At 72.6% G+C, this 26354-nt stretch carries 27 protein-coding genes; 18 read left to right on the top strand and 9 right to left on the bottom strand.

Annotated elements, in window-relative coordinates:
* Window positions 1-50 precede the first annotated feature (50 nt).
* Window positions 51-437, bottom strand: coding sequence for a YchJ family protein (locus tag ENE75_RS17295; protein WP_233259148.1), 387 nt, complete (start codon window positions 435-437; stop codon window positions 51-53).
* Window positions 434-1387 carry a bifunctional helix-turn-helix transcriptional regulator/GNAT family N-acetyltransferase gene (locus ENE75_RS17290; RefSeq protein WP_199232339.1) on the bottom strand — a complete coding sequence of 318 codons (954 nt, stop codon included), beginning with the start codon at window positions 1385-1387 and terminating at the stop codon, window positions 434-436. The genes ENE75_RS17295 and ENE75_RS17290 overlap by 4 nt, the downstream gene beginning before the upstream one ends.
* Window positions 1388-1473: 86 nt before the next feature.
* Between ENE75_RS17290 and ENE75_RS17285 the strand changes: the two genes are divergently transcribed.
* Window positions 1474-2397, top strand: coding sequence for an alpha/beta hydrolase (locus tag ENE75_RS17285; RefSeq protein ID WP_128199580.1), 924 nt, complete (start codon window positions 1474-1476; stop codon window positions 2395-2397).
* A 32-nt stretch (window positions 2398-2429) separates the two neighbouring features.
* On the opposite strand, the gene ENE75_RS17280 is transcribed toward ENE75_RS17285, so the two are convergent.
* Entirely contained in the window at window positions 2430-3173 is a 744-nt protein-coding gene (locus ENE75_RS17280) for a helix-turn-helix domain-containing protein (protein WP_128199579.1), read from the bottom strand.
* Window positions 3174-3300: 127 nt separating this feature from the next.
* On the opposite strand from ENE75_RS17280, the gene ENE75_RS17275 reads away from it, so the two are divergent.
* The 5 genes from ENE75_RS17275 to ENE75_RS17255 are packed head-to-tail and all read left to right on the top strand — an operon-like array spanning window position 3301 to window position 8042.
* On the top strand, window positions 3301-3750 hold the full coding sequence (locus tag ENE75_RS17275) for a YiaA/YiaB family inner membrane protein (RefSeq protein ID WP_233259147.1): 450 nt from the start codon (window positions 3301-3303) through the stop codon (window positions 3748-3750).
* Window positions 3747-4154: a hypothetical protein gene (locus ENE75_RS17270; protein ID WP_128199577.1), complete on the top strand. Its 408-nt coding sequence runs from the start codon at window positions 3747-3749 to the stop codon at window positions 4152-4154. The genes ENE75_RS17275 and ENE75_RS17270 overlap by 4 nt, the downstream gene beginning before the upstream one ends.
* Entirely contained in the window at window positions 4148-4933 is a 786-nt protein-coding gene (locus ENE75_RS17265) for a DUF2145 domain-containing protein (RefSeq protein WP_128199576.1), read from the top strand. Before ENE75_RS17270 ends, ENE75_RS17265 begins: the two co-directional genes overlap by 7 nt.
* A complete protein-coding gene (locus ENE75_RS17260; protein ID WP_128199575.1) occupies window positions 4930-6156 on the top strand; it encodes an amidohydrolase family protein in 1227 nt (408 codons plus the stop codon). The genes ENE75_RS17265 and ENE75_RS17260 overlap by 4 nt, the downstream gene beginning before the upstream one ends.
* Window positions 6153-8042 carry an MFS transporter gene (locus ENE75_RS17255; RefSeq protein WP_128199574.1) on the top strand — a complete coding sequence of 630 codons (1890 nt, stop codon included), beginning with the start codon at window positions 6153-6155 and terminating at the stop codon, window positions 8040-8042. Before ENE75_RS17260 ends, ENE75_RS17255 begins: the two co-directional genes overlap by 4 nt.
* Window positions 8043-8063: 21 nt before the next feature.
* Here ENE75_RS17255 and ENE75_RS17250 read toward each other — a convergent pair whose 3' ends face one another.
* Window positions 8064-9164, bottom strand: coding sequence for an alpha/beta hydrolase (locus tag ENE75_RS17250; RefSeq protein WP_128199573.1), 1101 nt, complete (start codon window positions 9162-9164; stop codon window positions 8064-8066).
* Window positions 9165-9493: 329 nt separating this feature from the next.
* Between ENE75_RS17250 and ENE75_RS17245 the strand changes: the two genes are divergently transcribed.
* The 5 genes from ENE75_RS17245 to ENE75_RS17225 all read left to right on the top strand — a co-directional run bounded on the left by ENE75_RS17245 (window position 9494) and on the right by ENE75_RS17225 (window position 14612).
* Window positions 9494-10699 (top strand): DUF5666 domain-containing protein, encoded by a 1206-nt coding sequence (locus ENE75_RS17245; RefSeq protein WP_128199572.1) that lies wholly within the window; start codon window positions 9494-9496, stop codon window positions 10697-10699.
* Window positions 10700-10870: 171 nt separating this feature from the next.
* Complete coding sequence (gene imuA, locus ENE75_RS17240) at window positions 10871-11767, top strand: translesion DNA synthesis-associated protein ImuA (protein WP_233259145.1); 897 nt, start codon at window positions 10871-10873, stop codon at window positions 11765-11767.
* Window positions 11768-11780: 13 nt separating this feature from the next.
* Window positions 11781-13325, top strand: coding sequence for a Y-family DNA polymerase (locus tag ENE75_RS17235; RefSeq protein WP_128199570.1), 1545 nt, complete (start codon window positions 11781-11783; stop codon window positions 13323-13325).
* A gap of 103 nt (window positions 13326-13428) precedes the next feature.
* A complete protein-coding gene (locus ENE75_RS17230) occupies window positions 13429-14298 on the top strand; it encodes a hypothetical protein (protein WP_128199569.1) in 870 nt (289 codons plus the stop codon).
* 17 nt (window positions 14299-14315) lie between these two features.
* Window positions 14316-14612: a hypothetical protein gene (locus ENE75_RS17225; RefSeq protein ID WP_128199568.1), complete on the top strand. Its 297-nt coding sequence runs from the start codon at window positions 14316-14318 to the stop codon at window positions 14610-14612.
* Between the two features lie 28 nt (window positions 14613-14640).
* On the opposite strand, the gene ENE75_RS17220 is transcribed toward ENE75_RS17225, so the two are convergent.
* A complete protein-coding gene (locus ENE75_RS17220; RefSeq protein ID WP_158288986.1) occupies window positions 14641-15552 on the bottom strand; it encodes an alpha/beta hydrolase in 912 nt (303 codons plus the stop codon).
* 26 nt (window positions 15553-15578) lie between these two features.
* The gene (locus tag ENE75_RS17215; RefSeq protein ID WP_128199566.1) at window positions 15579-16169 is read right to left on the bottom strand and encodes a LysE family translocator; all 591 of its coding nucleotides are present in this window, start codon (window positions 16167-16169) and stop codon (window positions 15579-15581) included.
* Window positions 16170-16221: 52 nt separating this feature from the next.
* Between ENE75_RS17215 and ENE75_RS17210 the strand changes: the two genes are divergently transcribed.
* The 4 genes from ENE75_RS17210 (at window position 16222) to ENE75_RS17195 (ending at window position 20883) form a co-directional block, all read left to right on the top strand.
* The gene (locus ENE75_RS17210; protein WP_128199565.1) at window positions 16222-16656 is read left to right on the top strand and encodes a PACE efflux transporter; all 435 of its coding nucleotides are present in this window, start codon (window positions 16222-16224) and stop codon (window positions 16654-16656) included.
* A gap of 67 nt (window positions 16657-16723) precedes the next feature.
* Window positions 16724-19909, top strand: a complete 3186-nt coding sequence (locus ENE75_RS17205; RefSeq protein WP_128199564.1) for an error-prone DNA polymerase — start codon at window positions 16724-16726, stop codon at window positions 19907-19909.
* A gap of 39 nt (window positions 19910-19948) precedes the next feature.
* Window positions 19949-20320 (top strand): VOC family protein, encoded by a 372-nt coding sequence (locus ENE75_RS17200; RefSeq protein ID WP_128199563.1) that lies wholly within the window; start codon window positions 19949-19951, stop codon window positions 20318-20320.
* Window positions 20321-20400: 80 nt separating this feature from the next.
* On the top strand, window positions 20401-20883 hold the full coding sequence (locus tag ENE75_RS17195) for a DUF1579 domain-containing protein (RefSeq protein WP_128199562.1): 483 nt from the start codon (window positions 20401-20403) through the stop codon (window positions 20881-20883).
* A gap of 40 nt (window positions 20884-20923) precedes the next feature.
* Here ENE75_RS17195 and gshA read toward each other — a convergent pair whose 3' ends face one another.
* Entirely contained in the window at window positions 20924-22465 is a 1542-nt protein-coding gene (gene gshA / locus ENE75_RS17190; RefSeq protein WP_128199561.1) for a glutamate--cysteine ligase, read from the bottom strand.
* Window positions 22466-22561: 96 nt separating this feature from the next.
* Entirely contained in the window at window positions 22562-22783 is a 222-nt protein-coding gene (locus tag ENE75_RS17185; RefSeq protein ID WP_128199730.1) for an RNA-binding S4 domain-containing protein, read from the bottom strand.
* A gap of 160 nt (window positions 22784-22943) precedes the next feature.
* On the opposite strand from ENE75_RS17185, the gene ENE75_RS17180 reads away from it, so the two are divergent.
* The 3 genes from ENE75_RS17180 to ENE75_RS17170 all read left to right on the top strand — a co-directional run bounded on the left by ENE75_RS17180 (window position 22944) and on the right by ENE75_RS17170 (window position 25099).
* On the top strand, window positions 22944-23195 hold the full coding sequence (locus ENE75_RS17180) for a DUF1653 domain-containing protein (RefSeq protein WP_128199560.1): 252 nt from the start codon (window positions 22944-22946) through the stop codon (window positions 23193-23195).
* Window positions 23192-23782, top strand: a complete 591-nt coding sequence (locus tag ENE75_RS17175) for an HD domain-containing protein (protein ID WP_199232338.1) — start codon at window positions 23192-23194, stop codon at window positions 23780-23782. Before ENE75_RS17180 ends, ENE75_RS17175 begins: the two co-directional genes overlap by 4 nt.
* A gap of 189 nt (window positions 23783-23971) precedes the next feature.
* The gene (locus ENE75_RS17170; RefSeq protein ID WP_128199559.1) at window positions 23972-25099 is read left to right on the top strand and encodes a tetratricopeptide repeat protein; all 1128 of its coding nucleotides are present in this window, start codon (window positions 23972-23974) and stop codon (window positions 25097-25099) included.
* Window positions 25100-25149: 50 nt separating this feature from the next.
* On the opposite strand, the gene pcaF is transcribed toward ENE75_RS17170, so the two are convergent.
* On the bottom strand, window positions 25150-26352 hold the full coding sequence (gene pcaF / locus ENE75_RS17165) for a 3-oxoadipyl-CoA thiolase (protein ID WP_128199558.1): 1203 nt from the start codon (window positions 26350-26352) through the stop codon (window positions 25150-25152).
* Window positions 26353-26354: the final 2 nt, after the last annotated feature.

Genomic DNA, 26354 nt, shown 5'->3' with positions numbered 1-26354 from the left:
CACGCCAATGACGCCGGTCCCCCCCGATGCCCCGCCGCCGGAAGACGCCGTCAGTTCAGGTCGCCGCCGACGTACAGCCAGCGCCCGTTTCGCCGCTCGAAACGGCTCGTCTCCTGCAGCCGGTGGGCGCGGCCGCCGAGCTTGCTGCGGGCGACGAAGCGCACCGTGGCATGGTCGGCATCCTGCTGCGCATGCTGCCGGACCTCCAGCCCCAGCCATTTCAGCCCCGGCGGGTTGGGTGCCAGGTCGGCCGGGCAGGTCTCCGGCGCCCAGGTGGCGCGCAGGTAGGCCAGGTCGTCGCGCACGTAGGCGCAGTAGCGGCTGCGCATCAGGACTTCGGCATCGGGCGCCTGAAGGTGATTCGGTCCGGCGTGCCAGCGGCCGCAGCAGGCGGCATAGGCGTGACCACTGCCGCAGGGGCACGGCGTTGCGTTCACAGATCGAGCTCCCAGGTTTCGCCGACCAGGTCGTGGCCGAAGCTGTGGTGTGGTTCGCTCGCCACCAGCGCATAGCCGGCGCGACGGTAGATGGCGCGTGCGGCCAGCAGGTTGGCGTTGGTCCACAGACGGATGCGCGCGTAACCGGCCTGGCGGGCAAAGTCCTCGCACGCGGACGTCAGCCGCGTGCCGATGCCGGCGCCACGCGCGGCCGGCTCCACCAGCAGCAGCCGCAACTGCGCCACGCTGGGCAGCACGGCCCGAGTGGTTTCATCGCGGCCCTGCACCAGACACACACAGCCCAGCGGCCGCCCGGCGCGCTCGGCGATCCAGCAGGCTTCGCGTGCAGGGTCGAAGCGCTCGATGAAGTCAGCGCCGATGCGCGCCACCAGGGCCTCGAAGCCGCTGTCCCAGCCGTACTCCTGCGCGTACAGCGCGCCATGGCGCATCACGATCCAGCCGATGTCGCCCGGCCGGTGCGGCCGCAGCGTCACCGGCGTGTCGTCCATCGAGGCCAGCTGCCGCATCAGCGTGTCGACGGCATCCGCCACGGCCTGCTGTGCCTCATCGTCCAGCGGCGCCAGCAGTTCGGCCATCTGACGTTGCGACGCGCGGTCCAGCGGCGCGAAGGCCCGCCGGCCAGCGGCACTGAGCGACAGCAGCGTCTGCCGCCCGTCGTGCGGCGCACGGCGGGCCTTCACCAGCGCCTGCTCGCGCAGCCGCGCCAGCAGTCGGCTCAGGTAGCCGGCGTCGAGCGCCAGCGTGCGGGCCAGCGCGCTGGCACTCTGCTCGCCCCCATGCGCCAGCTCCCACAGCACGCGCGATTCCGGCAGCGTGAAGCGGCTGCCCAGCAGCTGGGGCCGCAGCACGCCCAGGCGCCGTGTCCAGAAGCGGTTGAACGCGCGCAGCGTGGCAATGCGCTCGGGCGGCGCGACGGTGGATTCCGGCATGACCGCAGCATGCCGCATGAAGCTTGCCTTTGGCAAGGAGTTGCGGCGCTACACTGCGGCGACGCGAACACAACGGAGACGCCCCGATGCTCGACCCGCAGGCCCGCGCGCTGCTCGACCTGATGATCGCCAACGGCGTGCCGCCGATGCACACGCAGTCGCCGGCCGAGGGCCGCGCCGCTTACCGCGACCGCCGGGGTTACTCGCAGCCCGAGCCGCCGCCGGTGGCCAGCGTGCGCGACCTCACGGGCGACGGCATCCCGATGCGCCTGGTCATGCCGCTGCAGCCGTCCACCACGCCGCCGCCGCTGCTGGTGTACTACCACGGCGGTGGCTGGGTGATCGGTGACCTGGACACGCATGACGTGCTGTGCCGCAGCCTGGCCGCCGGCGCCGGCTGCGCCGTGCTGGCGGTGGACTACCGGCTCAGCCCGGAGCACCGCTTCCCGGCCGCGGTGGATGATGCCGTCGCCGCCTTCCGCTTCGCGCAGCGCGAGGCCGCCGCGCTGGGCGTGGACCCGGCGCGCATCGCGGTCGGCGGCGACAGTGCCGGCGGCAATCTGGCCGCCGTGGTCTGCCTGGCGCAGCGCGACGCCGGCGGGGCGATGCCGGCGTTCCAGCTGCTGATCTACCCGGCCACCGACATGCGCTGCATCGCGCCGTCCCACGCCGCCAACGGCGAGGGCCTGCTGCTGACCGCCGATCTGATCGGCTGGTTCACCGGCCACTACATGGCGGACGCGCCGCGCGACGACTGGCGTGCCAGCCCGCTGCTGGCGGCGCGTCACGACGGTCTGCCGCCGGCCCTGGTGCTCACCGCCGGCTTCGACCCGCTGCGCGACGAAGGGCGGCAGTACGCCGACGTGCTGTCCGCCGCCGGCGTGCCGACGCAGTACGTGTGCTTCGAGCGGCAGATCCACGGCTTCGCACCGATGGGCCGCGTGATCGACGAGGCGAACACGGCGGTCGACCTCTGTGTTTCGGCGCTGACGCGGGCCTTCGCGCGCTGAATCCGTGGCGGCGCACCTTCGTGCGCTGACGATCAGCCCTCCGGCTGGCGAAGCCGGTCGCGGAAGAGCGCGAACAGCCACGAGCGCATGCCGATCACGATGGTGTAGGCCTGCCGCTGTTCCGCTGGCAGTGCGCGGTCGGCCAGGTGCTGGTGTGCGAAGTCCTGCGCCAGGCGCTGCAGCCGTTCGTTGAAGGCCTGGGCCTGCGCCGGCTGGATCTGGCCGTGCACCAGCACCAGCATCTCGCCGTCGCCGTCGAAGCCGCCGCTGAAGTAGTCGCCGACGGCATGCTCGCGGAAGTACTGCATCACCGGCCCGTGCGGCCGCCAGCGGAAGGTCTTGTCGATCTTCAGCCGGTAGCGGTTGTTCGCGCGCAGCTCCAGGATGCCCAGCCGGTCCAGCGCCACCAGGGCCGCCACCACCTCGGCCTTGTGCAGCGTGTAGGTGGCCACGATCTCTTCGAAGCGCCACTGGCTGAGCGCGCAGATCGCCACCAGCAGCAGCCGTGGGTCGGCCACCACCGCGCGCTCCTGTTCCAGCGTGAGCTCGTGGCGCTCGGGCTGCAGGTTGGCCACCTGACGCGCCAGGTCGCCGAAATCCATCTTCAGCAGCGCCAGCACCTGGTCGATGCGCGCCAGCGAAAGATCGCCGCGCGAGAAGATGCGCTTGACGCTGGACTCGGCCAGCCCCAGTTCGCGCGCCAGCCGGGCGTAGGTGATGCCGGCGCGGCGCAGTTCGGCCTTCAGGGCCGTCACCAGGGTGTGGGTGCCACTCATCATTGGGCTCCAGAAGTATCGCCTTACGATACCAAACGGCCGACCTGAATCCACGCTCCAGGGGGCGATGGATACCTTTTCGCCGATCCCGCAGCATGAGGCCATGTTCAACACCGAGGCCCGCCTCATGCACCGCTTCCCCGCCCAACCCGTCCGCACCGACACCCGCGCCTGGCGTGCCCAGGTCTGGATCAGCTTCGGCGTCGCACTGACCCTGTGCGCCACCGGCCTGGCCTGGCTGCCGGGGGCCGACCTGGACCGCGCCTTCATGGTCATGGGCTACCTGTTCACGCTGACCAGCGCCTTCACGCTGGCCAAGTTCGTGCGCGACAACGAAGGCCGGCGGCAGGACACGCCGCAATGGGGCGCGCTGGTCTGGGGCGGTTTTTCCGCGGCGATGGCGCTGACCGCCTGGGGCCTGTGGCGCATGGACCTGAGCCCCACCTACAAGGCCTTCCTGGCCGTGAGCTGGCTGTTCATGGTGTCCAGCGCGTTCACGCTGGCCAAGACGCTGCGCGATGCGCAGGAGGCGCGCCTGGCGATGAGCCATGGCCACCGCCAGGAGGATGCGCAATGAGACGCCCCGCATCACGACATCTGGTGGCGCTGGGGTTGGCCCTGGTCCTGGTTCAGCCGACGGGTGCCTGGGCCCACGGCGGCTCAGAGCTGAGCACGCTGTCGGCGCTGCCGGTGGCGCTGTCGGTGGCCGTGCCTGCCGGCCTGCTGGTGTCGGGTGCCGCCTTCACCGTGATCGCCGTGCAGGGGGCCTCGGACGCGAGCGTCTGGGTCCTGGAACGGGCGTCGGACGGCGCGCGCTTCAGCCTGCACCTGTCGGCGGGTGCGTCGGCCGTCGTGGGCGGCACGGTGGTCGTCAGCGCGGTGGCCGCGGGATGGGTGCTCTCGGCCGCGGGCGAGGCGCTGTGCTTCATCCCCAACGAACTCGGCCGTGCGCTGCTGCACGACGAGCGGCTGACATGGTGAGCCGCGTCATTCGCGCGCTGGGGTTGGCGCTGGCGCTGACCTGCGCGGGCGCCCATGCAGGGCAGGGCTGCGAGACCCGGCGGCCCACCACCGCGGCGGTGCAGCGCTCGCTGGACCTGGCACTGGCCACCGCGCAGGCGCTGGACGCCAGCGGTGCCCAGGTCGTGCTGCTCGCGCGCGCCGGGCAGGACCTGTCGCGCTACGGCCTGCGCTGGTCGCACGCCGGCTGGGCCTACCGCGACGCCGCCGGCCATTGGCGCGTGCTGCACAAGCTCAATGCCTGCGGCAGCGCGCGTGGCGATCTCTACCGCCAGGGCCTGGCGCCGTTCTTCATGGACGACCTGCACCGGTACCGCGCCGGCTGGGTGGTGCCCACGCCGGCCCTGCAGGCGAAGTTGCGGCCCCTGCTCATGGACGACCAGCACATCGCCGTCCTGCACCAGCCGCGCTACAGCATGGTGGCCTACCCTTGGGCCACGCGGTTCCAGCAGTCCAACCAATGGGCCATCGAGACCCTGGCGCTGGCGGCCGAACCGCAGGCCGACCGGCGCGACCGCGCGCAGGCCTGGCTTAAGCTGCAGGGCTACACGCCCACGGTGATTCACCTGGGCAGCTTCGAACGGCTGGGCGCCAGCGTGAGCCAGGTGCACATCAGCTTCGACGACCATCCGCCGGCGCAGCGCTTCACGGGCCGCATCGCCACCGTGACCGTCGACTCGATCTTCGGCTGGCTGGAGCAACGCCACCTGGCAGGCCCGGTGCAGGAGATTGCGCGATGAAGCGGCGCCACTGGTTGGCCTGCTGTGGCGGTGCGGCACTCGGTGCCGGGCTGTTCACCAGCCTGGGCGCACGGTCCTGGCGCAATGCGTGCCGCGGGCCGTTGCCGGCCGACCTGGCCGCTGACGAGCTCGTGGCCGCCGCGCTCGACGGGCTGGACCCGGCGCGCCTGGTGGACACGCACGCCCACCTGCTGGGCACCGGCGACGCCGGCAGCGGCTGCCGCATCCACCCGCACCTCACCCAGGCCTGGCATCCGGTGGAACATCTGCGACGGCGCGCCATCCTCAACGGCGCCTGCGTGGCGGAGGATGCGCTGTCGATCGACACCGCCTACGTCGACCGCCTGGTGGCGCTGGCCGCCGAGTTCCCGGCCGGCGCGCGCTGGTGGCTGTTCGCCTTCGACGAGGCGCACGACGACGACGGTCGCATGCGCCACGCCTGGACCACCTTCCACGTGCCCGACCGCTGGGCGGCCACGGTGGCGGCGCGCCACCCGGCGCACTTCGACTGGGTGGCCTCGGTGCACCCGTACCGCGCCGACGCTGCCGAGCGGCTGGACGCCGCCCTGGCCGCCGGCGCGGTGGCGCTGAAGTGGCTGCCCAGCGCGATGAACATCGACCTCGCCGACGCGCGCTGCCGCCCGCTGTACGACCGGCTGGCGCGCGCCGGCCGGCCGCTGATCGTGCACTGCGGTGCCGAACACGCCGTGCCCGGCGCCGGCCGCCAGGGCCTGGGCAACCCGCTCGCGGTGCGCCACCCGTTGGCCCGGGGCACGCCGGTGATCGTGGCGCACTGCGCCTCGCTGGGCCGCATGCCCGATACCGACCGCCGGTCGGCGCCGCAGCGCCCGGCCTTCGAGCTCTTCGCGCGGCTGATGGACGAAGGCCACGACCGGCTCTTCGGCGACATCTCCGCGGTCTTCCAGCGCAACCGCGGCGCCGAGGTCTGGCGCACCCTGCTGCGGCGGGAGGCCTGGCACAGCCGGCTGCTGCACGGCTCGGACCATCCGCTGCCCGGCGTCGTGCCCTTGTTCTCGCTGCCGGCACTGCAGCGCGCCGGCCTGCTGGCCGACGACGACGCGCCGGTGCTCGACCGGCTGCGCCACCACAATCCGCTGCTCTTCGATCTGGTGCTCCAGCGCCGGTTGCGCGACGGCGCGGCCCGGCTGCCGGCCGCCGTGTTCGAAGCGCGTGCCCTCGACCTGCTGAGACTGCCCCGATGAGCCCCTCCACCGAATCCAGCCAGTACGCGCTGCTGCGCCAACGCCGCTTCCTGCCGTTCTTCGGCGTGCAGTTCCTTGGCGCCGCCAACGACAACCTGTTCAAGTTCGCCTTCACCGTGCTCGTCACCTACCAGTTGCAGCTGCAGTGGCTGCCGCCGTCGCAGGCCGGGCTGGTGATCGGCGCGCTGTTCATCCTGCCCTTCCTGCTGTTCTCCGCCACCAGCGGCCAGCTGGCCGACAAGCTGGACAAGGCGCGGCTGATGCGCTGGATCAAGGCCGCCGAGATCGGCATCATGGGCCTGGCCGCGGGCGGCTTCGTGGCCGGGAACGCGGCGCTGCTGCTGGCCTGCGTGTTCCTGATGGGCCTGCACTCCACGCTCTTCGGTCCGGTGAAGTACGCCTACCTGCCGCAGCACCTGCAGCCGCAGGAGCTCACCGGCGGCAACGGCCTGGTGGAGATGGGCACCTTCGTCGCCATCCTGCTGGGCAACCTGGCCGGCGGGCTGCTGATCGCGATGCCCGGCAGCGGCGGCGCGTGGACGGCCATGGCCTGCGTGGCGCTGGCGGTGGCCGGCTGGGCGCTGTCCTGGGCCGTGCCGCCCACGCCGGCCACCGACCCGGGCCTGCGCGTGAACTGGAACCCGTTCACCGAAACCTGGCGCAACCTGCGCTTGGCCTACGGGCAGGTGGCGGTGTTCCGCTCGCTGCTGGGCATCTCGTGGATGTGGTTCTTCGGCGCGGTGTTCCTCTCGCAGTTCCCGGCCTTCGCGCGCGACGTGCTGCATGGCGACGCCCAGGTGGCCTCGCTGCTGCTGGTGGTGTTCTCGCTGGGCATCGGGGCCGGCTCGCTGTGGTGCGAGCGGCTGTCGCGCCATCAGGTGGAGATCGGCCTCGTGCCGCTGGGCGCGATCGGCATGAGCGTGTTCGCGCTCGACCTCTACTTCGCCTCGCGGGCATTGCCGGCGGTGCCGGTGCAGACGCTGGCCCAGTTCGTCGCCGTGCCGGCGCACTGGCGCGTGATGGTCGACCTGGCGCTGATGTCGCTGTGCGCCGGCCTGTTCAGCGTGCCGATGTACGCGCTGATCCAGTTGCGCTGCCCGCCCACGCACCGCAGCCGCATCATCGCGGCGAACAACATCCTCAATGCCTTGTTCATCATCGCCAGCGCGCTGATCGCCGGCAGCCTGCTGGCCGCGGGGCTGAGCATCCCGCAGGTCTTCGGCGTGGTGGCGCTGCTCAACGCGCTGGTGGCCGTGTACATCTTCCTGCTCGTGCCGGAATACCTGCTGCGCTTCCTGGCCTTCGTGCTGACGCGGCTGGTCTACCGCTTCCGCGTGCAGGATGGCGGGCACATTCCGGCCGAAGGCGCGGCGATCCTGGTCTGCAACCACGTGAGCTACGTCGACGCGGTGCTGATGATGGCCGCCAGCCCGCGCCCGATCCGCTTCGTGATGGACCACCGCATCTTCGCCACGCCGGTGCTGGGCACGCTGTTCCGCTGGGTCAAGGCGATCCCGATCGCGCCGCGCGATGAAGATCCGCAGGCCTACGAGGCCGCTTTCGACGCCGCGTGCCGCGTGCTGGACGAGGGCGAGCTGCTGGCCATCTTCCCGGAAGGCGGCATCACGCGGGACGGTACGCTGGGCCCGTTCAAGGGCGGCATCATGAAGATCCTGCAGACCCACCCGGTGCCCGTCGTGCCGCTGGCGCTGCAGAACCTCTGGGGCTCGTTCTTCTCGCGCGTCGAAGGCGGCGCGGCGATGCGCCGGCCCTTCCGCCGCGGGCTGTTCTCGCCGGTGGGGCTGGTGGCCGGGCCGGCGCTGCCGGCGGCGGGGGTCACGCCGGCGGCGCTGCAGGCGCGGGTGGCGGCGTTGCTGGCCGCCTAGGCGCGGCCGGGCACCCGCTGCCTACCCCAGCTTGTACATGTTGCGCCCGCTGTCGAACGGCAGCCCGGCGTCGGCGAACTCGCCGTTGAGCGCCTTGTGGAAGAAGGCCTTGACCTTGGCGTTGCGCAGCGGCCGGCCCTCGAAGTACGCGTGCGAGTCGCTCACGTGCGGCTGGTCGGTGAAGTCCACGTACACCGCCTTGCGGGCGTCCAGGCTGTAGGGGCAGTGGCCCAGGCGCGCCAGCTGCTGCTCGCCGAGCTTCAGGCGTGAGGCGGCCAGCGCACTGTCGCGCTCGTTGATGGTGACGAAGATGCGGCCGCGGCATTGGATGCGGTCCACCCATTCGGCGTGGCCGGCATTGTTGGTGTCGGCCGCCACCATGACCACGTTGTCGAACACCAGAGCGTCGCCGCGGTAGGAGGTGGACTGCAACAGGTGCTTGAAGACGTAGTTGCCCATGCTGTGCAGCATCATGTTCACGGTGAACGGGCACCACTTCTGCGCCTGGGCCGAGAAGAAGCGGTCCCATTTCTCGGCGTCGTTGCCGAATCGCCGGCTGGCCTCGGCCTCGATGTGCGCGACGTGGTCCTTGTGCAGGGCCTGCAGCAGCTCGCTGAGTTTCGCCACGGCGCGGTCGAGCGCGCCGACGGAGGCCATGGCGTCGCGCTTGTCGCTCTTGTAGCTGGCCACGCCCTTGACGCCGCCGCCGTTGGCCGGCCACGAGAAGGGCACGACCTCCACGCCGTAGGTCTGCGCCAGCTGCTCGGCGCGGTCGAGCACCGCGGGCACGTCGTTGTTGAAGCCGTGCACGAAGAACAGCACGTTGCGCCCCGCGCCCTTGGCGCCCTGCGTCGCCGGGTTGACCATGCGCTGGATCTTGCGCGACAGGTAGCGGCTGGCGTAGATGACCTCGCCGCTTGCACTGGGCAGCGGCAGGCCGACCTCGGCGGCCATGGCGTCGGTGATCTGGTCGGGCAGCACCTGCACGTGCCAGCGCCTGCCGCGGCGCTCGGCCCAGGCCATGCGCAGCTCGTTGGGGCCCAGCGGGTTGGGGCGTGAGCCGAAGGCCTTGTCGGGGCTGGTCTGAGTCTCGTCGACTTCGCGGTTGGTGACGATGAACATGGGGCTTCCTCCTCGTGCGTGTCCTCGTGCGTGGTGTGGGTGCCGTGGCCCGGCCTGACCCCGGGCGGACGACGGCCGGAGTGTCGGCCGCCGGCCGGCAGTCCGGCAAGGGCGGGTGGGCTCGGTGCCCTGGGGCGACCTCGTCGTGGCGTCGGTGTGCCGCGCACGACCGGATGCCGGCCCGGCCCGACGGCTTGTCACGGTTCGGTACACCTTGCGCAGGCAGGTTCGGCGCGGTCGTGTAGACTGCAGACATTGGGAAGAAAATCCCAATTAAGCAGAACCCCCGAGTCGGCGTCTGACCGACCCGGCATCCAAGGAGCCGCCCGATGACACCCCTGAAATCCCCCCGAATCGCCCGTCGCACCTGGTGGACCGGCACCACCCTGCTGGCCGCCGGCGTGCTGGCCCTCACCGCCTGCGGTGGCGGTGGCGGCAGTACCGGGCCGCAGGCCGCGGCTTCGGCCTACGCCGTGGGCCCGATCACCGGCTTCGGTTCGATCATCGTCAACGGCGTGCACTACGACGACGACCTCGCCCGTGTCTCCGACGACGACGGGGTCTCGCGCGACCGCAGCGCGCTCAAGCTCGGCATGGTCGTGGAGGTACGCGGCCGCGGTTCGGACGACGGCGTGGCGGCGCAGTCCATCGTCACCCACAGCCTGATGCGCGGGCCGGTGGAGGCCGTGGGCGCCGACAGCCTGGTGGTGCTGGGGCAGACGGTGACGGTGTCTCCGACGACCTTCTTCGACGACCGCCTGGCCGGCGGCCTGGCGGCCGTGCAGGCCGGCGACATCGTCAAGGTCTACGGCCTGCTGGACGTGGCCACCGGCACCTACACCGCCACCCGCATCGAGCGCCACGACAGTGGCGACGATCCCTTCCGCCTGCGCGGCGTGGTGGCCGCCTACGACGCGGCGGCCGCAACGCTGACCATCGGCGGCGCGGTGATCGACGTCGCCGGCCAGGGCCTGCCGGCCGGGCTGCAGGCCGGCAGCCTGGTGCGCGTGAAGCTCCAGCGCGTGCAGGTGGGCGGCCTGTGGGTGGCCACCCAGGTGCGCAGCGGCGAGATCCGCCCGGACGACAGCCGCCACGACCATGCCGAGGTCGAGGGCAGCATCACCGCCTTCACCTCGCCGACGGCCTTCAGCGTCGAGGGCCTGCCGGTGGACGCCAGCCAGGCGCGTTTCGACGACGGCACGGCGGGGCTGGGCCTGGGCGTCCGCGTCGAGGTCGAGGGTGCCATCGTCGACGGGGTGCTCGTGGCCACCAAGGTCGAGATCAAGGACGGCCGCCGGGGTGGCCGTGACGACGACGATGACGGCGACGTCGAGATCAAGGGCCGCATCGACAGCGTCGACGCCACGGCGCAGACCCTGGTGGTGCGCGGCGTGACGGTCAGCTTCGCCGGCGACGTGCAGTACGAGGACGGCACCGCCGCCGACCTGGTGCCCGGCCGCAAGGTGGAGGTGCACGGCGTACTGGCCGCCGACGGCGTGACCGTCAACGCCACCCGCATCGAACTCGACGACTGACCTGGGCGCCGGGCGCGGCGGCCGACCGCCGCTGCCGCTGGGACGAGGGCCGGATGCGGGCACTGCCTGCCTCCGGCCCTGGCCGTTGCGGGGCTGGTGGGGCGGCGTGCGACCCTGCCGGGCTGGGGCACAGGGCTTGCCTGAAAAACTGTATGAAAGTACAGTATTCTGGTGGCAGTTTCCCCTGTGCATCCCACCCGGCCTGCCCGAGGCGGCCCGCCGCCCGAGGCCATCCACCCCGCGCTGTGGCGCGCGGCCGGCTTCGGCCGCAGCCGGGCGCCGGGGCTGGCCACCGGCTTCGCGGCGCTGGATGCCGAACTGCCCGGCGGTGGCTGGCCGGGCGGGCTGCTCACCGAACTGCTGCTGCCGCAGCCCGGCGTGGGCGAATGGCGCCTGCTGGCACCGACCCTGGCGGCGCTGCAGCGCGGCCAGGGGGAACACGGTGCCGGTTCCGAACTGCCCCGCAGCGTGATGCTGTTCGACCCGCCGGCGCGCCCCTGCCCGTGGACGCTGGCGGCGTTGGGGCTCGATGCGATGCAGTTGTTCGTCGTGCAGGGCCGCGGCCAGCCGCGGCGCACGGGGCGCACGGGTCGTTCGGGGCAGGGGGCGCCGCGGGCCCGCCTGCCGCTGCCCGCCGCCGACACGCTGTGGGCACTGGAACAGGCACTGGCCAGCGGCCACCTGGGCGCGGCGCTGGCCTGGCTGCCGCCGCGGTTGCCGGCCGACGCGCTGCGCCGGCTGCAGCTGGCGGCGCAGGCGCACCCGGGGCCGGTGTTCCTGTTCCGCGAGGCCGAGGCGCGCAGCCGGCCCAGCGCGGCACCGCTGCGCCTGCTGCTGACACCCGGCCCGTCCAGCTGTCCCGACGGCCTGCGCGTGCACATCCTCAAGCGCCGCGGCCCGCTGCCGGGCGAGCCGCTGCTGCTGGCGCTGCCGCCGGTGCTGGGCAGTGCAGCCCGCGAGCGGGTGCGCGACGCGGTCGTGCCGCGGCCGACGGCGCAGCCCGGCGCGCTGGCCTCCGTGGCGCAGGGCGCCCCATCGGCTGCTTCGGCGCGGCCGCTGTCCGCATGAGGGCCACCCGGTCATGCACTGGCTGGCCCTGCACCTGCCGCAGCTGTCGCTGGAGGCCTTTGCCGCCACGCTGAGCGAGGCCGAGCGCCACGCGCCGCTGGCGCTGGTGGTGCAGCACCGCATCGTCGCCGTCAATGGCGCGGCGGCCGAGGCCGGCGTGCGCACCGGCCTCAAGCGCGCCACTGCGCTGGCGCTGGCGCCGGCCCTGCGCCTGGCCCAGGCCGAGCCGGCACGCGACGCGGCGGCGCTGCAGGCGGTGGCGCACGTGGCGCTGGCCTTCTCGCCGATGGTGGTGCTGGACGACGGCCCGGCCACCGTGCTGATGGAACTGGCCAGCGTGCTGCGCTACCACGGCGGCCCGGCCCGGCTGCGCACCCGTCTGCACGACGCGCTCGCGCCGCTGGGCCACCGGCTGCAGACCGCCGCCGCGCCGACGGCGGCAGGGGCAGCCTTGCTGGCGCGCTGGGGCCAGGCGGTGGAGGGTGACCGCGCCGGCAATGCACACGGTGGCCTGGCGCATGGCGCGCACGCCGAAGATCTCGACGCCCTGCGCGCACGGCTCGACGCCGCGCCGGTGTGGCTGCTCGGCCCCGGGCGCGAACACTGGGAAGCGCTGCAGGGCATGGGCCTGCACACGCTGGCCGACCTGCGCGCGCTGCCGCGTGCCGGGCTGGCGCGGCGGTTCGGCGAATCGCTGCTGCACGAGCTGGACCGCGCCCGCGGCGACGCGCCCGACCCGCGCCAGCCGCTGCAGCCGCCGGCGGTGTTTGACAGCCACCTCGAGCTCTACGCCCGCGCCGACACCACCGACCAGGTGCTGCACGGCGCCGGCGTGCTGCTGGCGCGGCTGATCGCCTGGGCGCAGGCGCGGCGCGCGCGCATCGCCGCCTTCACGCTGCGCATGCGCCACGAGCGTTCACGCCGTCACGATGCCGACGAAGGCGTTCCCGCACACACCACGCTGACGGTGGAGCTGGCCGAACCCGGCGCCGACGCCGCGCAGTTGCAGTTGCTGCTGCGCGAACGCCTGGCCCGCTGCCCGCTGCCGGCGCCGACGCTGGAACTCGCGCTGCACTGCCGGCGCTGGGTGCAGGCCGAGGCGCCCAGCGGCGAACTCTTCCCCAGCCGCCAGGGCCAGCGCGAAGGCCTGCTGCGGCTGCTGGAGCGCCTGCGCGCGCGCCTGGGCGACGACGGCGTGCTGCGCCTGCAGCCGCTGGCCGACCACCGGCCGGAACACGCGCAGCGCCTGCAGGCCGCGCCGGTGCAGGGGGTGGGCAGCACCCCTGCGCCCGCCGGCGGCGCACTGCCGCTGCACCGCCCGGCCTGGCTGCTGCCGGCGTCGCAGCCGCTGCACGAGCGCAGCGCGCTGCCGCTGCTGGACGGCCGGCCGCTGCAGATCCTCAGCGGCCCGGAACGCATCGAGGCCGGCTGGTGGGATGCCGACCTGGCCGCCCGCGACTACTTCATCGCCCGCGACGACGGCGGTGCGCTGGTGTGGATCTACCGCACGCGGCTGGCCGAGCCGGGGGGCTGGTTCCTGCAGGGTCGGTTCGGTTGATCCGCCCCGGGCCGCAACGGCCTGATCCCGTAGCGCCTCCCCAGGACGGCAGTGTCCATGGCCGCCACGTCGGCCTATGCTCGGCCCACACCAGGAGATCGCGATGTCCCTCATACGCGTGCTGGCCGCCGGCCTCGTGGCGGTGTTCGTCCTCGGCGGCTGTTCCACGCTGCGTGGGACACCGGTGCGCTACCAGTCGGCCGAGGCCGTGGTGGCGCAGATCGACCTCGGCGCCGACGAACTGGCCACGCTGGCGCAGACGGCCGACCCGGTGGAGCGCAACCGCATCCAGAACCGCGCGCTGGCCGTGATCGACCTGCGCTTCCATGAGTTCGTGCGCGACCTCGCCGCCGACCGCGCCGATGCCGACGCTGCGGTGGCCGGCACCACGCTGGGCGCCAGCACCGCCGGCGCCTTCGTCGACAGCGTCAAGGCCAAGACGAACTACGCGCTGTTCGCCGCCGGCGTCGTCGGCGCCTTCGGCATCGTCGACCGCAGCTACTTCTACGAGAAGACGGTGCCGGCCATGGTGGCGGCCATGCGTGCGGCGCGGGCCCAGGTGCTGCTGCGCATCCGCCAGGGGCAGACGGGCGCGCTGGACACCTACGACGGCGTGGCCGCCCTGCAGGACCTGGAGGCCTACTACACCGCCGGCACCATCCTGGCCGCCGTGGCCGAGGTCACGCAGCGGGCCGAGGCCGATACCGCCACCACGATGCAGAAGGTGCGTGCGCTGAGCGTGCCCACCGCCGCGGTGCTGGACCGCAACCAGCAGATCCGGCAGGCCATCCTGGGCATCACCGACGCCGCCGGCATGGCGCAGGGCAACCAGGCCCTGGCCACGCTGGGCCTGCCGCCGGCGGCCACGCCCCAGGCCACGCGCACCGCGCTGGTGGCGGCGCTGCGGCCCCGCACGCCCGAGCGCATCGCCACCGTCGAGCAGGCGCTGCGTGGCGCCGGGCTGCTGAAGTGACCACCACCGGAGACCCCATGGGCCGCTACCACGTCGAACTGCCGGGCCGACTGAGCCTGGCCGAACAGTCGCAGGCCATCGCCGGCGAGGAGACCCTGCTGGCGCGCCTGGTGGGCCTGCGCCTGTGGGTCAACGCGGACAACCAGATGACCAACCTGGCGGAGTTCGAGGAGGTGGACACCGAGCCCGACCCACCGCTGGGCACACCGCGCCTGACCACCACGCTGGCCGGCGGCGAAGTGCCGCAATGGGCCGGCCCGCTGATCGTGCAAGGCCAGGCGGTGGCGCAGGTGTTTCTGGTGCGCGACGCCTGAAGCGCCGCCGCGGCTCCCTGCGGCCGATTCAGCGCGGCCCGAGCAGGAAGGCCACCACCTCGCCGGCGCGCGCCGCCCAGTCGCGCTCGTTGTGGCCCGTGCCCTCGACCACGCGCGAGACAAAGTTCGGCGCGCGCCAGCCCAGGTCGTGCATCAGCTCGTCGACGAAGGCCTGGTGCGGGGCATAGAAGGCCTCCAGGTCGGTCGTGCCGCGGTCCATGTAGACCCGGTGCCGACCAGGCGCCGGCAACGCGGCCTGCAGGTAGCCGAAGGCCGCCAGCGGCGCCGCCGCGTTGCGCAGCCGATCCGGCCCCCAGGCCGTGGGCAGGCCCACCCAGTGCGTGGACAGCGCGGCGGCCGCGCCGAAGACCTGCGGGTGCTCCGCCAGCGCGTACAGCGAGATCAGCCCGCCCATGCTGGAGCCCATCACCGCCGTGCGGGCGGCATCGCGGTGCGTGCTGTAGCGGTGGTCGATCTCCGGCTTGAGCGTCTCGACCAGAAAGCGCAGGTAGGCGTCGGCGTCGCTGCGGCCATCCATCGCGCGGGCCAGGTACTCGGCGCGCAGCGCGTCGGGCAGGCGGTCGAGCATCTTGCGCGGGTAGTACTCGGCGTAGCGCCGCGGGCCGCCGTTCCAGACGCCGACGATGATCGTGTCGGCCATGCGGCCGGCGCGCACCGCGCCGGCCACCGCCTCATGCAGCTGCCAGGCCTGCCGGTTCCAGGTGGTGGACGCGTCGAACAGCATCTGCCCGTCGTGGGCGTAGAGCACCTGGTAGCGCCGGGCCGGGTCGTAGTCGGCCGGCAGCCAGACGTCCACCGGGCGCGGCGGCAGGGACCCGCTGTCGATCGCCAGGCGCTCGATGCGGCCGGTGACCACCTGCGGCAACGGCAGCGGGGTGTCGGAGACCGCCCGGGCGGCCACAGGGAGCGTCAGTGACATGGCAAGCAGGGAACGGCGGCGCATCGTCATCCGGCCAGAGCGTACAGCCCCAGCAGCCCGAAGACGATGGCCGCCACGCGCGCGCCGGCCGTCGGCCAGCGTGTCAGCCGCGGGGCCAAGGCACCTGCGGCCAGCGCATAGCCGCAATCGGTGGCTGCGGCGATGGTCACGAACAGCGCACCCAGGGCGAGGCTCTGCGGCGCCGCCGGCGCGGCCGGGTCCAGGAAAGGCGGCAGCAGAGCGGCGAAGAACAGCGTGGTCTTCGGGTTCAGCAAGGCCACCCAGAAGGCCTGGTGGGCATCCTGGCGCTCGCCGCCGGGCGCCTGCGCGGCAGCTTCGAGGCCGGCGCGCCGCCAGCTCTGCACCGCCATCCACAGCAGCACGCCGCCGCCGGCCCAGCGCACCCCGTTGTAGGCCGGCGGCCAGAGTGCGAACACCGCCGCCAGCCCCAGCGATGCCGCCACGGCGTTGGCCAGATTGCCGGCCGCCACGCCGGCCACGGCCGCCAGCCCAGCCCGCCGGCCCGCGGCCAGCGTGCGGGCGACGATGAACAGCACGCCCGGGCCGGGCGTGAGGGCCAGCACCAGGCTGGCAGTGGCGAAGGCGGCAAGCTGCATCGGGTGCCGGCATCATGCCAGTGCACCGCGGCGCCGCGGTATCGTGCCGGGCATGAAACCGAAACAGCGCCGCGTGCTCCAGGCGGTGCTCTACGAGTTGTTCGCCATCCTCTTCGTCGGCCCGGTGCTGGGCTGGCTGTTCGACGAGCCCATGGGCTCGTCGCTGGCGCTGGCGGTGGTGCTGTCCACCATCGCGCTGAGCTGGAACTACGTGTTCAACGCGCTGTTCGAGCGCTGGGAGGCGCGCCAGCCGGTGCGCGGGCGCAGCTGGCAGCGCCGGCTGGCGCATGGGGCCGGCTTCGAGGGCGGGCTGACGCTGCTGCTGGTGCCGGTGATGGCGGGGTGGCTGGACACCACGGCCTGGCAGGCCTTCCTGGCCAACCTGGGGCTGCTGCTGTTCTTCTTCTTCTACGCGGTGGGTTTCACCTGGGCCTTCGACCGCGTGTTCGGCCTGCCGGCGTCGGCTGCTGCGGCGCGGGAGGGGTGACGCCGATGGGTTGATCGCGGCAGGGCAGAATACTGTATAAAAGAACAGTCTTGTCCTGCGCATCCCCATGCTCCCCGGCTACGCCGAACTGCACTGCCGCAGCAACTACAGCTTCGGCCGCGGTGCCTCGCACCCCGAGGAACTGGTGGGGCGGGCGCACGCGCTGGGGTATGCCGGGCTGGCGGTGACCGATGAGTGTTCGCTCTCGGGCGTGGTGCGCGCGCACGCCGAAGCCAAGCGCCTGGGCCTGCCGCTGATCGTCGGTGCCGAGATGGCGCTGCAGCGCAGCGAAGCCGAACCCGCAGGGCCCCACCTGGTGCTGCTGGCCCTGTCCCGCCGCGGCTACGGCAACCTGGCGCAGTGGATCACCGTGGCGCGCCGGCGGGCGCCCAAGGGCCAGTACCGCGCGCTGATGGGCGACGTGGAGGGCAAGGTGCCCAACACGCCCACGCTGGCCGGCCTGCCGGACTGCCTGGCCCTGCTGCTGGCGCCGGCGGTGCTGGGCGCCGAACAGCCGTTCGAGACCCTGTTCGCCCAGGCCGTGTGGCTGCGCACCTGGTTCGGTGACCGGGCCGCGATCGCGCTGCCGCTGCTGCACCGCGCGCACGATGCGGTGCTGCTGGAGATCGTGCCGCGCGTGGCCGCGCTCACCGGGCTGCCGGTGGTGGCGGTGGGCAGCGTGCTGATGCATGCGCGCTCGCGCAAGCCGCTGCAGGACATGCTCACCGCCACGCGCCTGAAGCGCCCCGTGGCCGACTGCGGCTTCGCGCTGGAACCCAATGCCGAGGCCCACCTGCGCCCGCGCGCGCGGCTGGCGGCGCTGTACCGGCCGGAATGGCTGGAGGCCACGCTGGCGCTGGCCGGGCGCTGCGCCTTCTCGCTGGACGAACTGCGCTACGAGTACCCGCGCGAGATCGTGCCCGATGGCCACACGCCCACCAGCTGGCTGCGCGCGCTGACGGAGCAGGGCGCGCAGCGCCGCTTTCCGCAGGGGATGCCGGCTTCGGTGCGCACCGTCATCGAACACGAACTCGCACTGATCGCACAGCTGAAGTACGAGCCCTACTTCCTCACCGTGGCCGATCTGGTGCACTGGGCGCGCGGCCAGGGCATCCTGTGCCAGGGCCGCGGCAGCGCGGCCAACTCGGCCGTCTGCTACTGCCTGGGCGTGACGGAAGTCGACCCGGCGCGCATGACGCTGCTGTTCGAGCGCTTCATCAGCGCCGAACGCAACGAGCCGCCGGACATCGACATCGACTTCGAGCACCAGCGGCGCGAGGAGGTCATCCAGTACGTCTACCGCAAGTACGGCCGCCACCGAGCAGCGCTGACCGGCGTGGTCATCAGCTACCGCCCCCGCAGCGCGCTGCGCGACGTGGGGCGGGCGCTGGGCATCGACCTGGAACGTATCGACGCCGTCAGCAAATCCCAGCACTGGTTCGACGGCCGCCGCATCGACCCCGAACGCCTGCGCGAGAACGGCTTCGACCCCGAGGCGCCGATCTCGAAGCTGTGGGTGGAGCTCACCAGCACGCTGATCGGTTTCCCGCGCCACCTCAGCCAGCACCCGGGCGGCTTCGTCATCGCACGCGACCAGCTCGCGCGCCTGGTGCCGGTGGAGAACGCCGCGATGGACGGCCGCAGCGTGATCCAGTGGGACAAGGACGACCTCGACGCCCTGGGCCTGCTGAAGGTGGACCTGCTGGCCCTGGGCATGCTCAGCGCCATCCGCCGCGCCCTGCAGATGGTGGGCGACAAGCTTGGCCGGATGCCGCCGCCGCCGGGGCCGGGCGGGGTGACGGGCCTGTCCTTCACGATGCAGGACATCCCCGACGGCGACGACGCCACCTACGCCATGCTGCAGCAGGGTGACAGCATCGGCACCTTCCAGGTGGAAAGCCGGGCGCAGATGAGCATGCTGCCGCGGCTCAAGCCGAAGAACTTCTACGACCTGGTGATCGAGGTCGCCATCGTGCGCCCGGGGCCGATCCAGGGCGGCATGGTCCACCCCTACCTCAAGCGCCGCAACGGCGAGGAGTCGGTGGACTACCCGAGCGACGAGGTCAAGCAGGCGCTGGAGCGCACGCTGGGTGTGCCCATCTTCCAGGAACAGGTGATGCAGCTGGCCATCCTGGCGGCCGACTTCACGCCCGGCGAGGCGGATCAATTGCGCCGCGCGATGGCGGCCTGGAAGCGCAAGGGCGGCCTCGGCCCCTTCCACGAACGCCTGGTGGGCCGCATGGTGGCCAAGGGCTACCCGCGCGAATTCGCCGAGCGGATCTTCAAGCAGATCGAGGGCTTCGGCGAATACGGTTTCCCGGAAAGCCATGCCGCCAGCTTCGCGCTGCTGGTCTACGTCAGCGCCTGGCTCAAGCGCCACCACCCGGACGCCTTTCTGGCCGCGCTGCTCAACAGCCAGCCGATGGGCTTCTACGCGCCGGCGCAGCTGGTGCGCGACGCGCGCGAGCATGGGGTCGAGGTACGGCCGGTGGACATCCGCCACAGCGTCTGGGATTCGACCCTGGAAGGCGAGGGTGCAGGGCTGCGCCCGGTGCGGCTGGGGCTGAGCCGCGTGAGCGGGCTGCCCGAGGACGCGGCCGAACGCATCGTGGCCGCCCGCCGCGAGGGTGACTTCGCCAGCGTGGAGGACCTGGCCCGCCGCGCCAAGCTCGATGCGCACGCGTTGCAGCTGCTGGCCGGCGCCAACGCGCTGCAGGGCCTGGCCGGCCACCGCCATGCCGCGGCCTGGGCCGTGGCCGGCGTGGACACGCGCGCCACCACGATGCTGGCGGCCACGCGCACGCACGAGGTGGCGGCCGAACTCGCCGCGCCCGGTGAGGTGGCCGAGACCCTGGCCGACTACCGCGCCACCGGCCTCACGCTGGGCACGCACCCGGTGGCGCTGCTGCGCCGGCAGCTCGCGGCCTTCAAGGTGCTGCCGGCGGCGGTGCTGGCCGATTTCCCGGCCGGCCGGCTGGCGCGCGCCAGTGGTCTGGTCACCCACCGCCAGCGCCCGGAAACCGCCAAGGGCGTGGTCTTCGTGACGCTGGAGGACGAGACCGGCGCCGTCAACGTCATCGTGTGGCCCGACCTGGTGGAAAAGCAGCGCCGGCCGCTGCTGGCGGCCACGCTGCTCACCGTCTACGGCGTCTGGCAGCGCGAGGGCGCGGTGCGCCACCTCGTGGCGCGTCAGCTCGTCGACCACACTGCGCTGCTGCAGGGGCTGGACGCCCGCAGCCGGAATTTCAGATAGTCCAGCCACCCCCACACACACCACCACGAGGAGCACGCCATGATCCTGGGCCTGAGAACCGCCATCTACCCGGTCGCCCCCGACCAGCTCGACGCCGCCAAGGCCTGGTACACCACGGCCACCGGCACGGCGCCGTACTTCGACCAGCCGTTCTACGTCGGTTTCAACGTCGGCGGCTTCGAGCTCGGCCTGCTGCCGGGCGCCACGCCGTCGGTCGACGGCCCGCAGCCGCTGTGGGGCGTGGCCGACATCCATGCCGCGCATGCGCGAATGCTCGAACTGGGCGCCACCGAACTGGAGCCGCCGAAGGACGTGGGCGACGGCATCCTGGTGGCCGACGTGCGCGATCCCTTCGGCAACCGCCTGGGCCTGATCCAGAACCCGCATTTCGACCCGAAGGCGGTGCGGTGACGGCCCCTGGCGGGCCCGCTGCGTGACGCCATGTCACACAGGCAGCATCGCCCAGGTCCGACAACCATGGAGGCAACCCGATGAAACTGCTGCTGGCCGCGCTGGCCCTGGCGGCCGCGCCCGCCCTGGCCGCACCCTGCGACACCCCGGCGCATCGCCAGTTCGACTTCTGGGTCGGCGTCTGGGACGTGCACAAGCCCGACGGCACCGCCGTGGCCCGCAACACGATCACGCGCGAACACGGCGGCTGTGCGCTGCGCGAGCGCTACGCCACCACCGGGCGCCCGTACGAGGGCGAGAGCCTCAGCGCCTACGATGCCGGCCGCGGCATCTGGCACCAGACCTGGGTGGACACGCAGGGCCTCGTCCTGCTGCTGCAAGGGGGCTGGCGTGACGGGCAGATGGTGCTGGAGGGCACGACCACGGGCGCCGATGGGCGCAGCACGCGGCACCGGGTCAGCTGGCGTCCGCTGGCCGACGGCGCCGTGCGTCAGCACTGGGAATCGTTGGCCGACGGCGACACCTGGAAGACGGTGTTCGACGGCCGCTACACCCGCCGCTGAGCGCACCGCAGCGGCCGCCCGCGGCGACACGCGCAGGTGCTCAGGCCGCAGCAGGCGTGAGCCGCTCGGCGCTGATGTAGTCCTGCCGGTAGGTTTCGAAGTCCACGCTGTCGCGAGCTTCCAGCGCCGCCTGGTCGCGCAGCGAGGCCTCGGCCAGAGCCTCGAAACGCGCCTGCGCCTCGGCCGGCCAGGGCAGGGCGGCCAGTTCGGCGCAGGCGGCCGACGACCGTGCGCGTGCGAAGGGGTTGAAGGCATGCTCGTGGTCGCGCGCCATGTCCGCCAGCATGCGCGCCGACGGCAGCTGCGACGGCGACTCGAGCGCCTCCCGCGCCTGCCGCACGGCGGCGCCGTGCTGGGTGCCGCCGATGGCGGCATCCAGCGCCTGCGCGATCGGCTCGCATTCGGCCACCAGGGCCAGGGCCCATTCCTGAAGGCCGATCACGCCGCCCTCGCAGCACTCCAGCATCAGGCCCGGCTCACGCCCTTGCATCGCCGTGCGTTCCTGGTTGCGCGCCATCGCCGCGATCTCCAGCGGGTGGTCCGGCGGGCTGTCGGCCAGCAGGCAGTGCAGCAGGAAGACGTCGATGAATGCCAGGGTGGGCGCTGCCACGCCGATGGGGGCGTAGGGATCCAGGTCGAGGCAGCGCACCTCGACATACTCGACGCCCCGCTCGCGCAGCGCGTGCAGCGGCCGCTCGCCAGGGCGGATGGAGCGCTTGGGCCGGATCGTGCCGTAGAACTCGTTCTCGATCTGCAGCAGGCTGGTGGCCAGCTGGGCGTACTCGCCGCCCGGGCTGCGCACGCCCATGGCCTCGTAGGGCGGGTGCGGCAGCGTCAGCGCCGTGTGCAGCGAATCGGCATAGCGCTCCAGGCTGTTGTAGCTGACGGCCAGCGCGCCCTGGGCATCGCTCTGGTAGCCCAGGCGCCCCATGCGCAGCGTGGTGGCATGCGGCAGGCCCAGCGTCTGTGGCGCCAGCGGCTGCAGTGCGTGGGGCCGCCCGGCGACGAAGCTGGCCGACACCGCCGGTGACGCGCCGAACAGCGTCAGCAGCAGGAAGGCGCGGCGGCGGAAGTTGCGGATGAGCGCGAAGTGGTCCTCGTTGCTCAGCCCCGGCATCGACCAGTTGTAGTGCACGCCGGAGATCGTCTGCATGCGCTTGCCGTAGCGGTGACCCAGGCCGATGCGGTAGACGCTCTTGGCCCGGCCGACGTTGCTGGTGCCGAAGCGGGCCACTGGAATCGTCTCGTCGGCCGGCAGCGTGCACGGCATGCTGGTGGCCCACAGCAACTCGTCGCCCAGACTGCGCACCACGTACTGGTGCACCTGCGTCAGTTCGGCCAGGCAGCTGTCGATGCCTGCATGCACCCCGGTGATCAGCTCCAACTGCGATTCGCTGAAATCGGTGGTGATGTGCGGGTGCGTCAGCGCCGCACCCAGCGCGGCCGGGTGCGGCGTCAGTGACAGCGTGCCGTCGGGCCGTGCACGCAGCCCTTCGCGTTCGATGCCGCGTCGGATGCCGGCCAGGCGGCTGTCGGGCCAGCGGGCGATGCGATCGCGGAATCGTCGGGGATCGGGGGTCATGGGCAGCCAGGGTCGTGGGCGGCCGGCTGGTGCCGGGCGCGGACCCGATTGTGGTGCGCCCGCGGCTTTCGTGCAGGCGCGGGCTGCGGCGGGCGCTCAGCCGGCCTGCAGCTGGATCCGCTGGCCGTCGATCTCGACCACGTCACCGGCGCGCAGCTTGCGCCCGCGGCGCCGTTCGGTCTCGCCGTTGACGGTGACGTCCCCGGCCGCCACGCGCGCCTTGGCTTCGCCGCCGCTGCCGGCCAGGCCGCAGGCCTTGAGCAGCGCGTCGAGCGTGATGTGGTCGCCGCGCAGGGCGAAGGGCTGTACAGGGACCATGATCTCGCGCAAAGTCCGCATTGTCGCCGCGGTGGTCAGGACCACCGGAGGCCGCCCGGAACAGGCGGGTGGCGGCCTGCGGTACAACCCGGCCATGCCGAACCTGTGCCATCGATCCCGATGTGGACGCGCCGCGATGCGCCGCGTGGAGAAGCGCTGAGTGCCCGCCAGCGATGACCTGCCCCCGCTGCCCGACACCCCCACGGGGCGCTTTCGGCACTACAAGGGCGGCGAGTACGAGGTGATCGGCGTCGCGCGCCACTCGGAAACGCTGGAGCCGCTGGTGGTCTATCGCTCGTTGTACGGCGCCAGCGGCCTCTGGGTGCGTCCGCATGCGATGTTCTTTGGCACCGTGGATGTGGGTGGCGTACAGGTGCTCCGCTTCGCGCCGGTCGCCGGCAGCGCTTCATGAGCGACACGATGCAGGCCTGGGTCGATTTCGCGCTCGAGATCGATGCGCTCAAGGGCGTGGAACGCAAGTCCAAGCCCCCGGGCCTGGACCGCTACGAGAACGCCGCCGAGCACAGCTGGCAGATCGCGCTGCTGGCCTTGGCACTGGCGCCCCAGCTGGCACCGGACGTCGATGCGGCGCGGGTGGTCGGCATGCTGCTCGTGCACGACCTGGGCGAGATCGACACCGGTGACACCATCGTCTACGCCACCGAGGGCTGGACCGAGCGAAAGGCGGCCGAGGAAGCCGCCATCGAACGCATCTTCGGCCGCCTGCCCGCCGGGCGCGGCGACGCACTGCGCGCGTTATGGCAGGAGTTCGAGGCGGCCGAAACCCCCGAGGCCCGCTTCGCCCATGCGCTGGACCGGGCCATGCCGGCCCTGCTGAACCTGGCCAACGAAGGCCAGAGCTGGCGCGAGAACGGCATCAGCCACCAGCGGGTGGTCGAGCGCATCGGCCCCCCGATCGAGGCCGGATGCCCAGCGCTGTGGGCCTACATGAAGCCGAAGCTCGACCAGGCCAAGGACCAGGGCTGGTTCGGCGCCTGAGGCGGCCGATGGCCGGGGGCTGACGAGACCCTGCGCCCACCTGACGGCGGCGGGCCTGCGGGCCGCGGGCCTGTTGGCGTGGCCCCCATTGCGTGACCGTCCGTCATCGCGGTAGTGTGGGGCCGGCGCCCGTCGCACCGCCCTGCCTGCCAGACCATGCTTCGTCTTCGAACTGTCCCCCTTGCCGCCGTGGCCTGTGCTGGGCTCGTGGGCTGCGGCAGCGTGCCATTGCCGCCACCATCGCCCGACCTGATCGCCGCGCCGCTCTTCGCGCCGGTGGACGTCGACACCGACCCGGCCCAGGCCATCGCGCCCAGCCCGGCGATGCGCAGCTTCCTCGAGCGGGAGATGCAGCCGCTGATCCGCGTGCACGGCCCCAGCCGGGCGATGGCCCTGGCGCTGAGCCGCCTGCCGGCCATGCGGCTCGAGTACGACGCGAGCTTCACGCGCACGGCCGCCGAGGCGTTCGACGCGCGCGCCGGCAACTGCCTCTCGTTGACGCTGATGACGGGTGCGCTGGCGCGGGCGATGGGCCTGAGCGTCACCTACCAGCAGGTCGACGGCGGTTCCGCCTGGAGCCGCAGCGGCGGCCTGCTGGCCTACAGCGGCCATGTCAACGTGGTGATCGGCGACGCCTCGCTCTTCGGCACCGGTGCGCGTTGGGCGCAACGTCTGGTGGTGGACTTCCTGCCCGCGGAAGACGTCGCCGGCCACCGGACGACGCCGATCAGCGAAGCCACCGTGCTGGGCATGTTCCTGAACAACCGCGCTGCCGAGGCGTTGGCGGCCGGCCGCATCGACGAGGCGCACGCCTGGGTGCGCAGCGCCCTGGGCACGGCCCCCGGGTTCGTGCCCGCCTGGAACACCCTGGCGCTGCTGCTGGAACACCGCGGCCGTGCCGACCTGGCCCAGCGCGTGCTGGCCCACGCGGCGGCCACCGAGCCCGGCAACACCCGCGTGCTGGCCAACCTGGCCGCGGTGCTGACGGCCACGGGACGGGACGACGAAGCGGCGGCCTGGCGTGAGCGGCTGCGTGCCCTCGAGCCCCAGGTGCCGTTCGCGTGGTTCGATCGGGGGCGCGAGGCCGCTGCGGCGGGCAACTGGCAGGCGGCCTACGCCGCGTTCCAGCGCGAACTGGACCGGGACCCGGACCAGCACGAGGTGCACGCCTGGGCGGCGCGTGCGGCCGAGCAACTGGGCCAGACGGCGACCGCCCGGCGACACCTCGAACGCGCCCGGGAGACCGGACCGTCGCCGACGATCCAGGCGCTCTACGCCGCCAAGCTGGATCGCCTGAACGCCCCGCTGCGCCACTGACTTGGCCGAGCGGCGCCGGCTGGTGCCGATACCCGTGCTGCGGGTGCCGTCTACACGCGCTCCAGCACCACCGCGATGCCCTGGCCCACGCCGATGCACATGGTGCACAGTGCGTAGCGGCCCTGGATCCGGTGCAGCTGGTTCACCGCCGTGGTGGCCAGGCGCGCGCCGCTGGCGCCCAGCGGGTGACCCAGGGCAATGGCGCCGCCGTTGGGGTTGACGCGGGCATCGTCGTCGGCCAGGCCCAGGTCACGCAGCACCGCCAGGCCTTGCGCGGCGAAGGCCTCGTTGAGCTCGATGACGTCCATCTGCGCCAGGCTCAGGCCGGTGAGTTCCAGCACCTTGCGCGTGGCCGGTGCCGGGCCGATGCCCATGATGCGCGGCGGCACGCCGGCGGTGGCCATGCCCACCACGCGGGCGCGCGGCGTCAGGCCGTGGCGTGCGGCGGTCTTCTCGTCGGCCAGCAGGAGGGCGCAGGACCCGTCGTTGACGCCGCTGGCGTTGCCGGCGGTCACGGTGCCGTCGGGCCTGACCACGCCCTTGAGATTGGCCAGTGCTTCCAGGCTGGTGTCGCGCGGGTGCTCGTCCTTCGCCACGGTCAGCGGGTCACCCTTCTTCTGCGGAATGGTCACCGGCACGATCTCGGCGTCGAAGAAGCCGGCCTGCTGCGCCGCCACCGCCTTCTTCTGGCTGGCCAGGGCCATGCGGTCCTGGGCCTCGCGCTCGATCCCATAGTCGGTGGCGACGTTCTCGGCCGTCTCGGGCATCGAATCGACGCCGTACATCTCCTTCATCAGCTTGTTGACGAAGCGCCAGCCGATGGTGGTGTCGTACACCGCGTTGCTGCGGCTGAAGGCCGTCTCGGCCTTGGGCATCACGAAGGGCGCGCGGCTCATGCTCTCGACGCCGCCGGCGATCAGCAGCTTTGCCTCGCCAGCCTTGATGGCGCGCGCGGCGGTGCCCAGGGCGTCCAGGCCCGAGCCGCACAGGCGGTTGATGGTGCCGCCGGGCACGCCCACCGGCAGGCCGGCCAGCAGCGCCGCCATGCGCGCGACGTTGCGGTTGTCCTCGCCGGCCTGGTTGGCGCAGCCGTAGAGCACGTCGTCCAGGGCTGCCCAGTCCACGCCGGCGTGGCGGGCCATCAGCGCCTTGATGGGGATGGCCCCCAGGTCGTCGGTGCGCACCGAAGACAGCGCGCCGCCGTAGCGGCCGAAGGGGGTGCGCACGGCGTCGCAGATGAAGGCGTCGTTCATGG

Source organism: Rubrivivax albus (assembly GCF_004016515.1).
Classification (GTDB): domain Bacteria; phylum Pseudomonadota; class Gammaproteobacteria; order Burkholderiales; family Burkholderiaceae_C; genus Rubrivivax; species Rubrivivax albus.
Note: the sequence above shows the minus strand (reverse complement) of the source record. Positions and strands in the feature narration are given on the sequence as shown.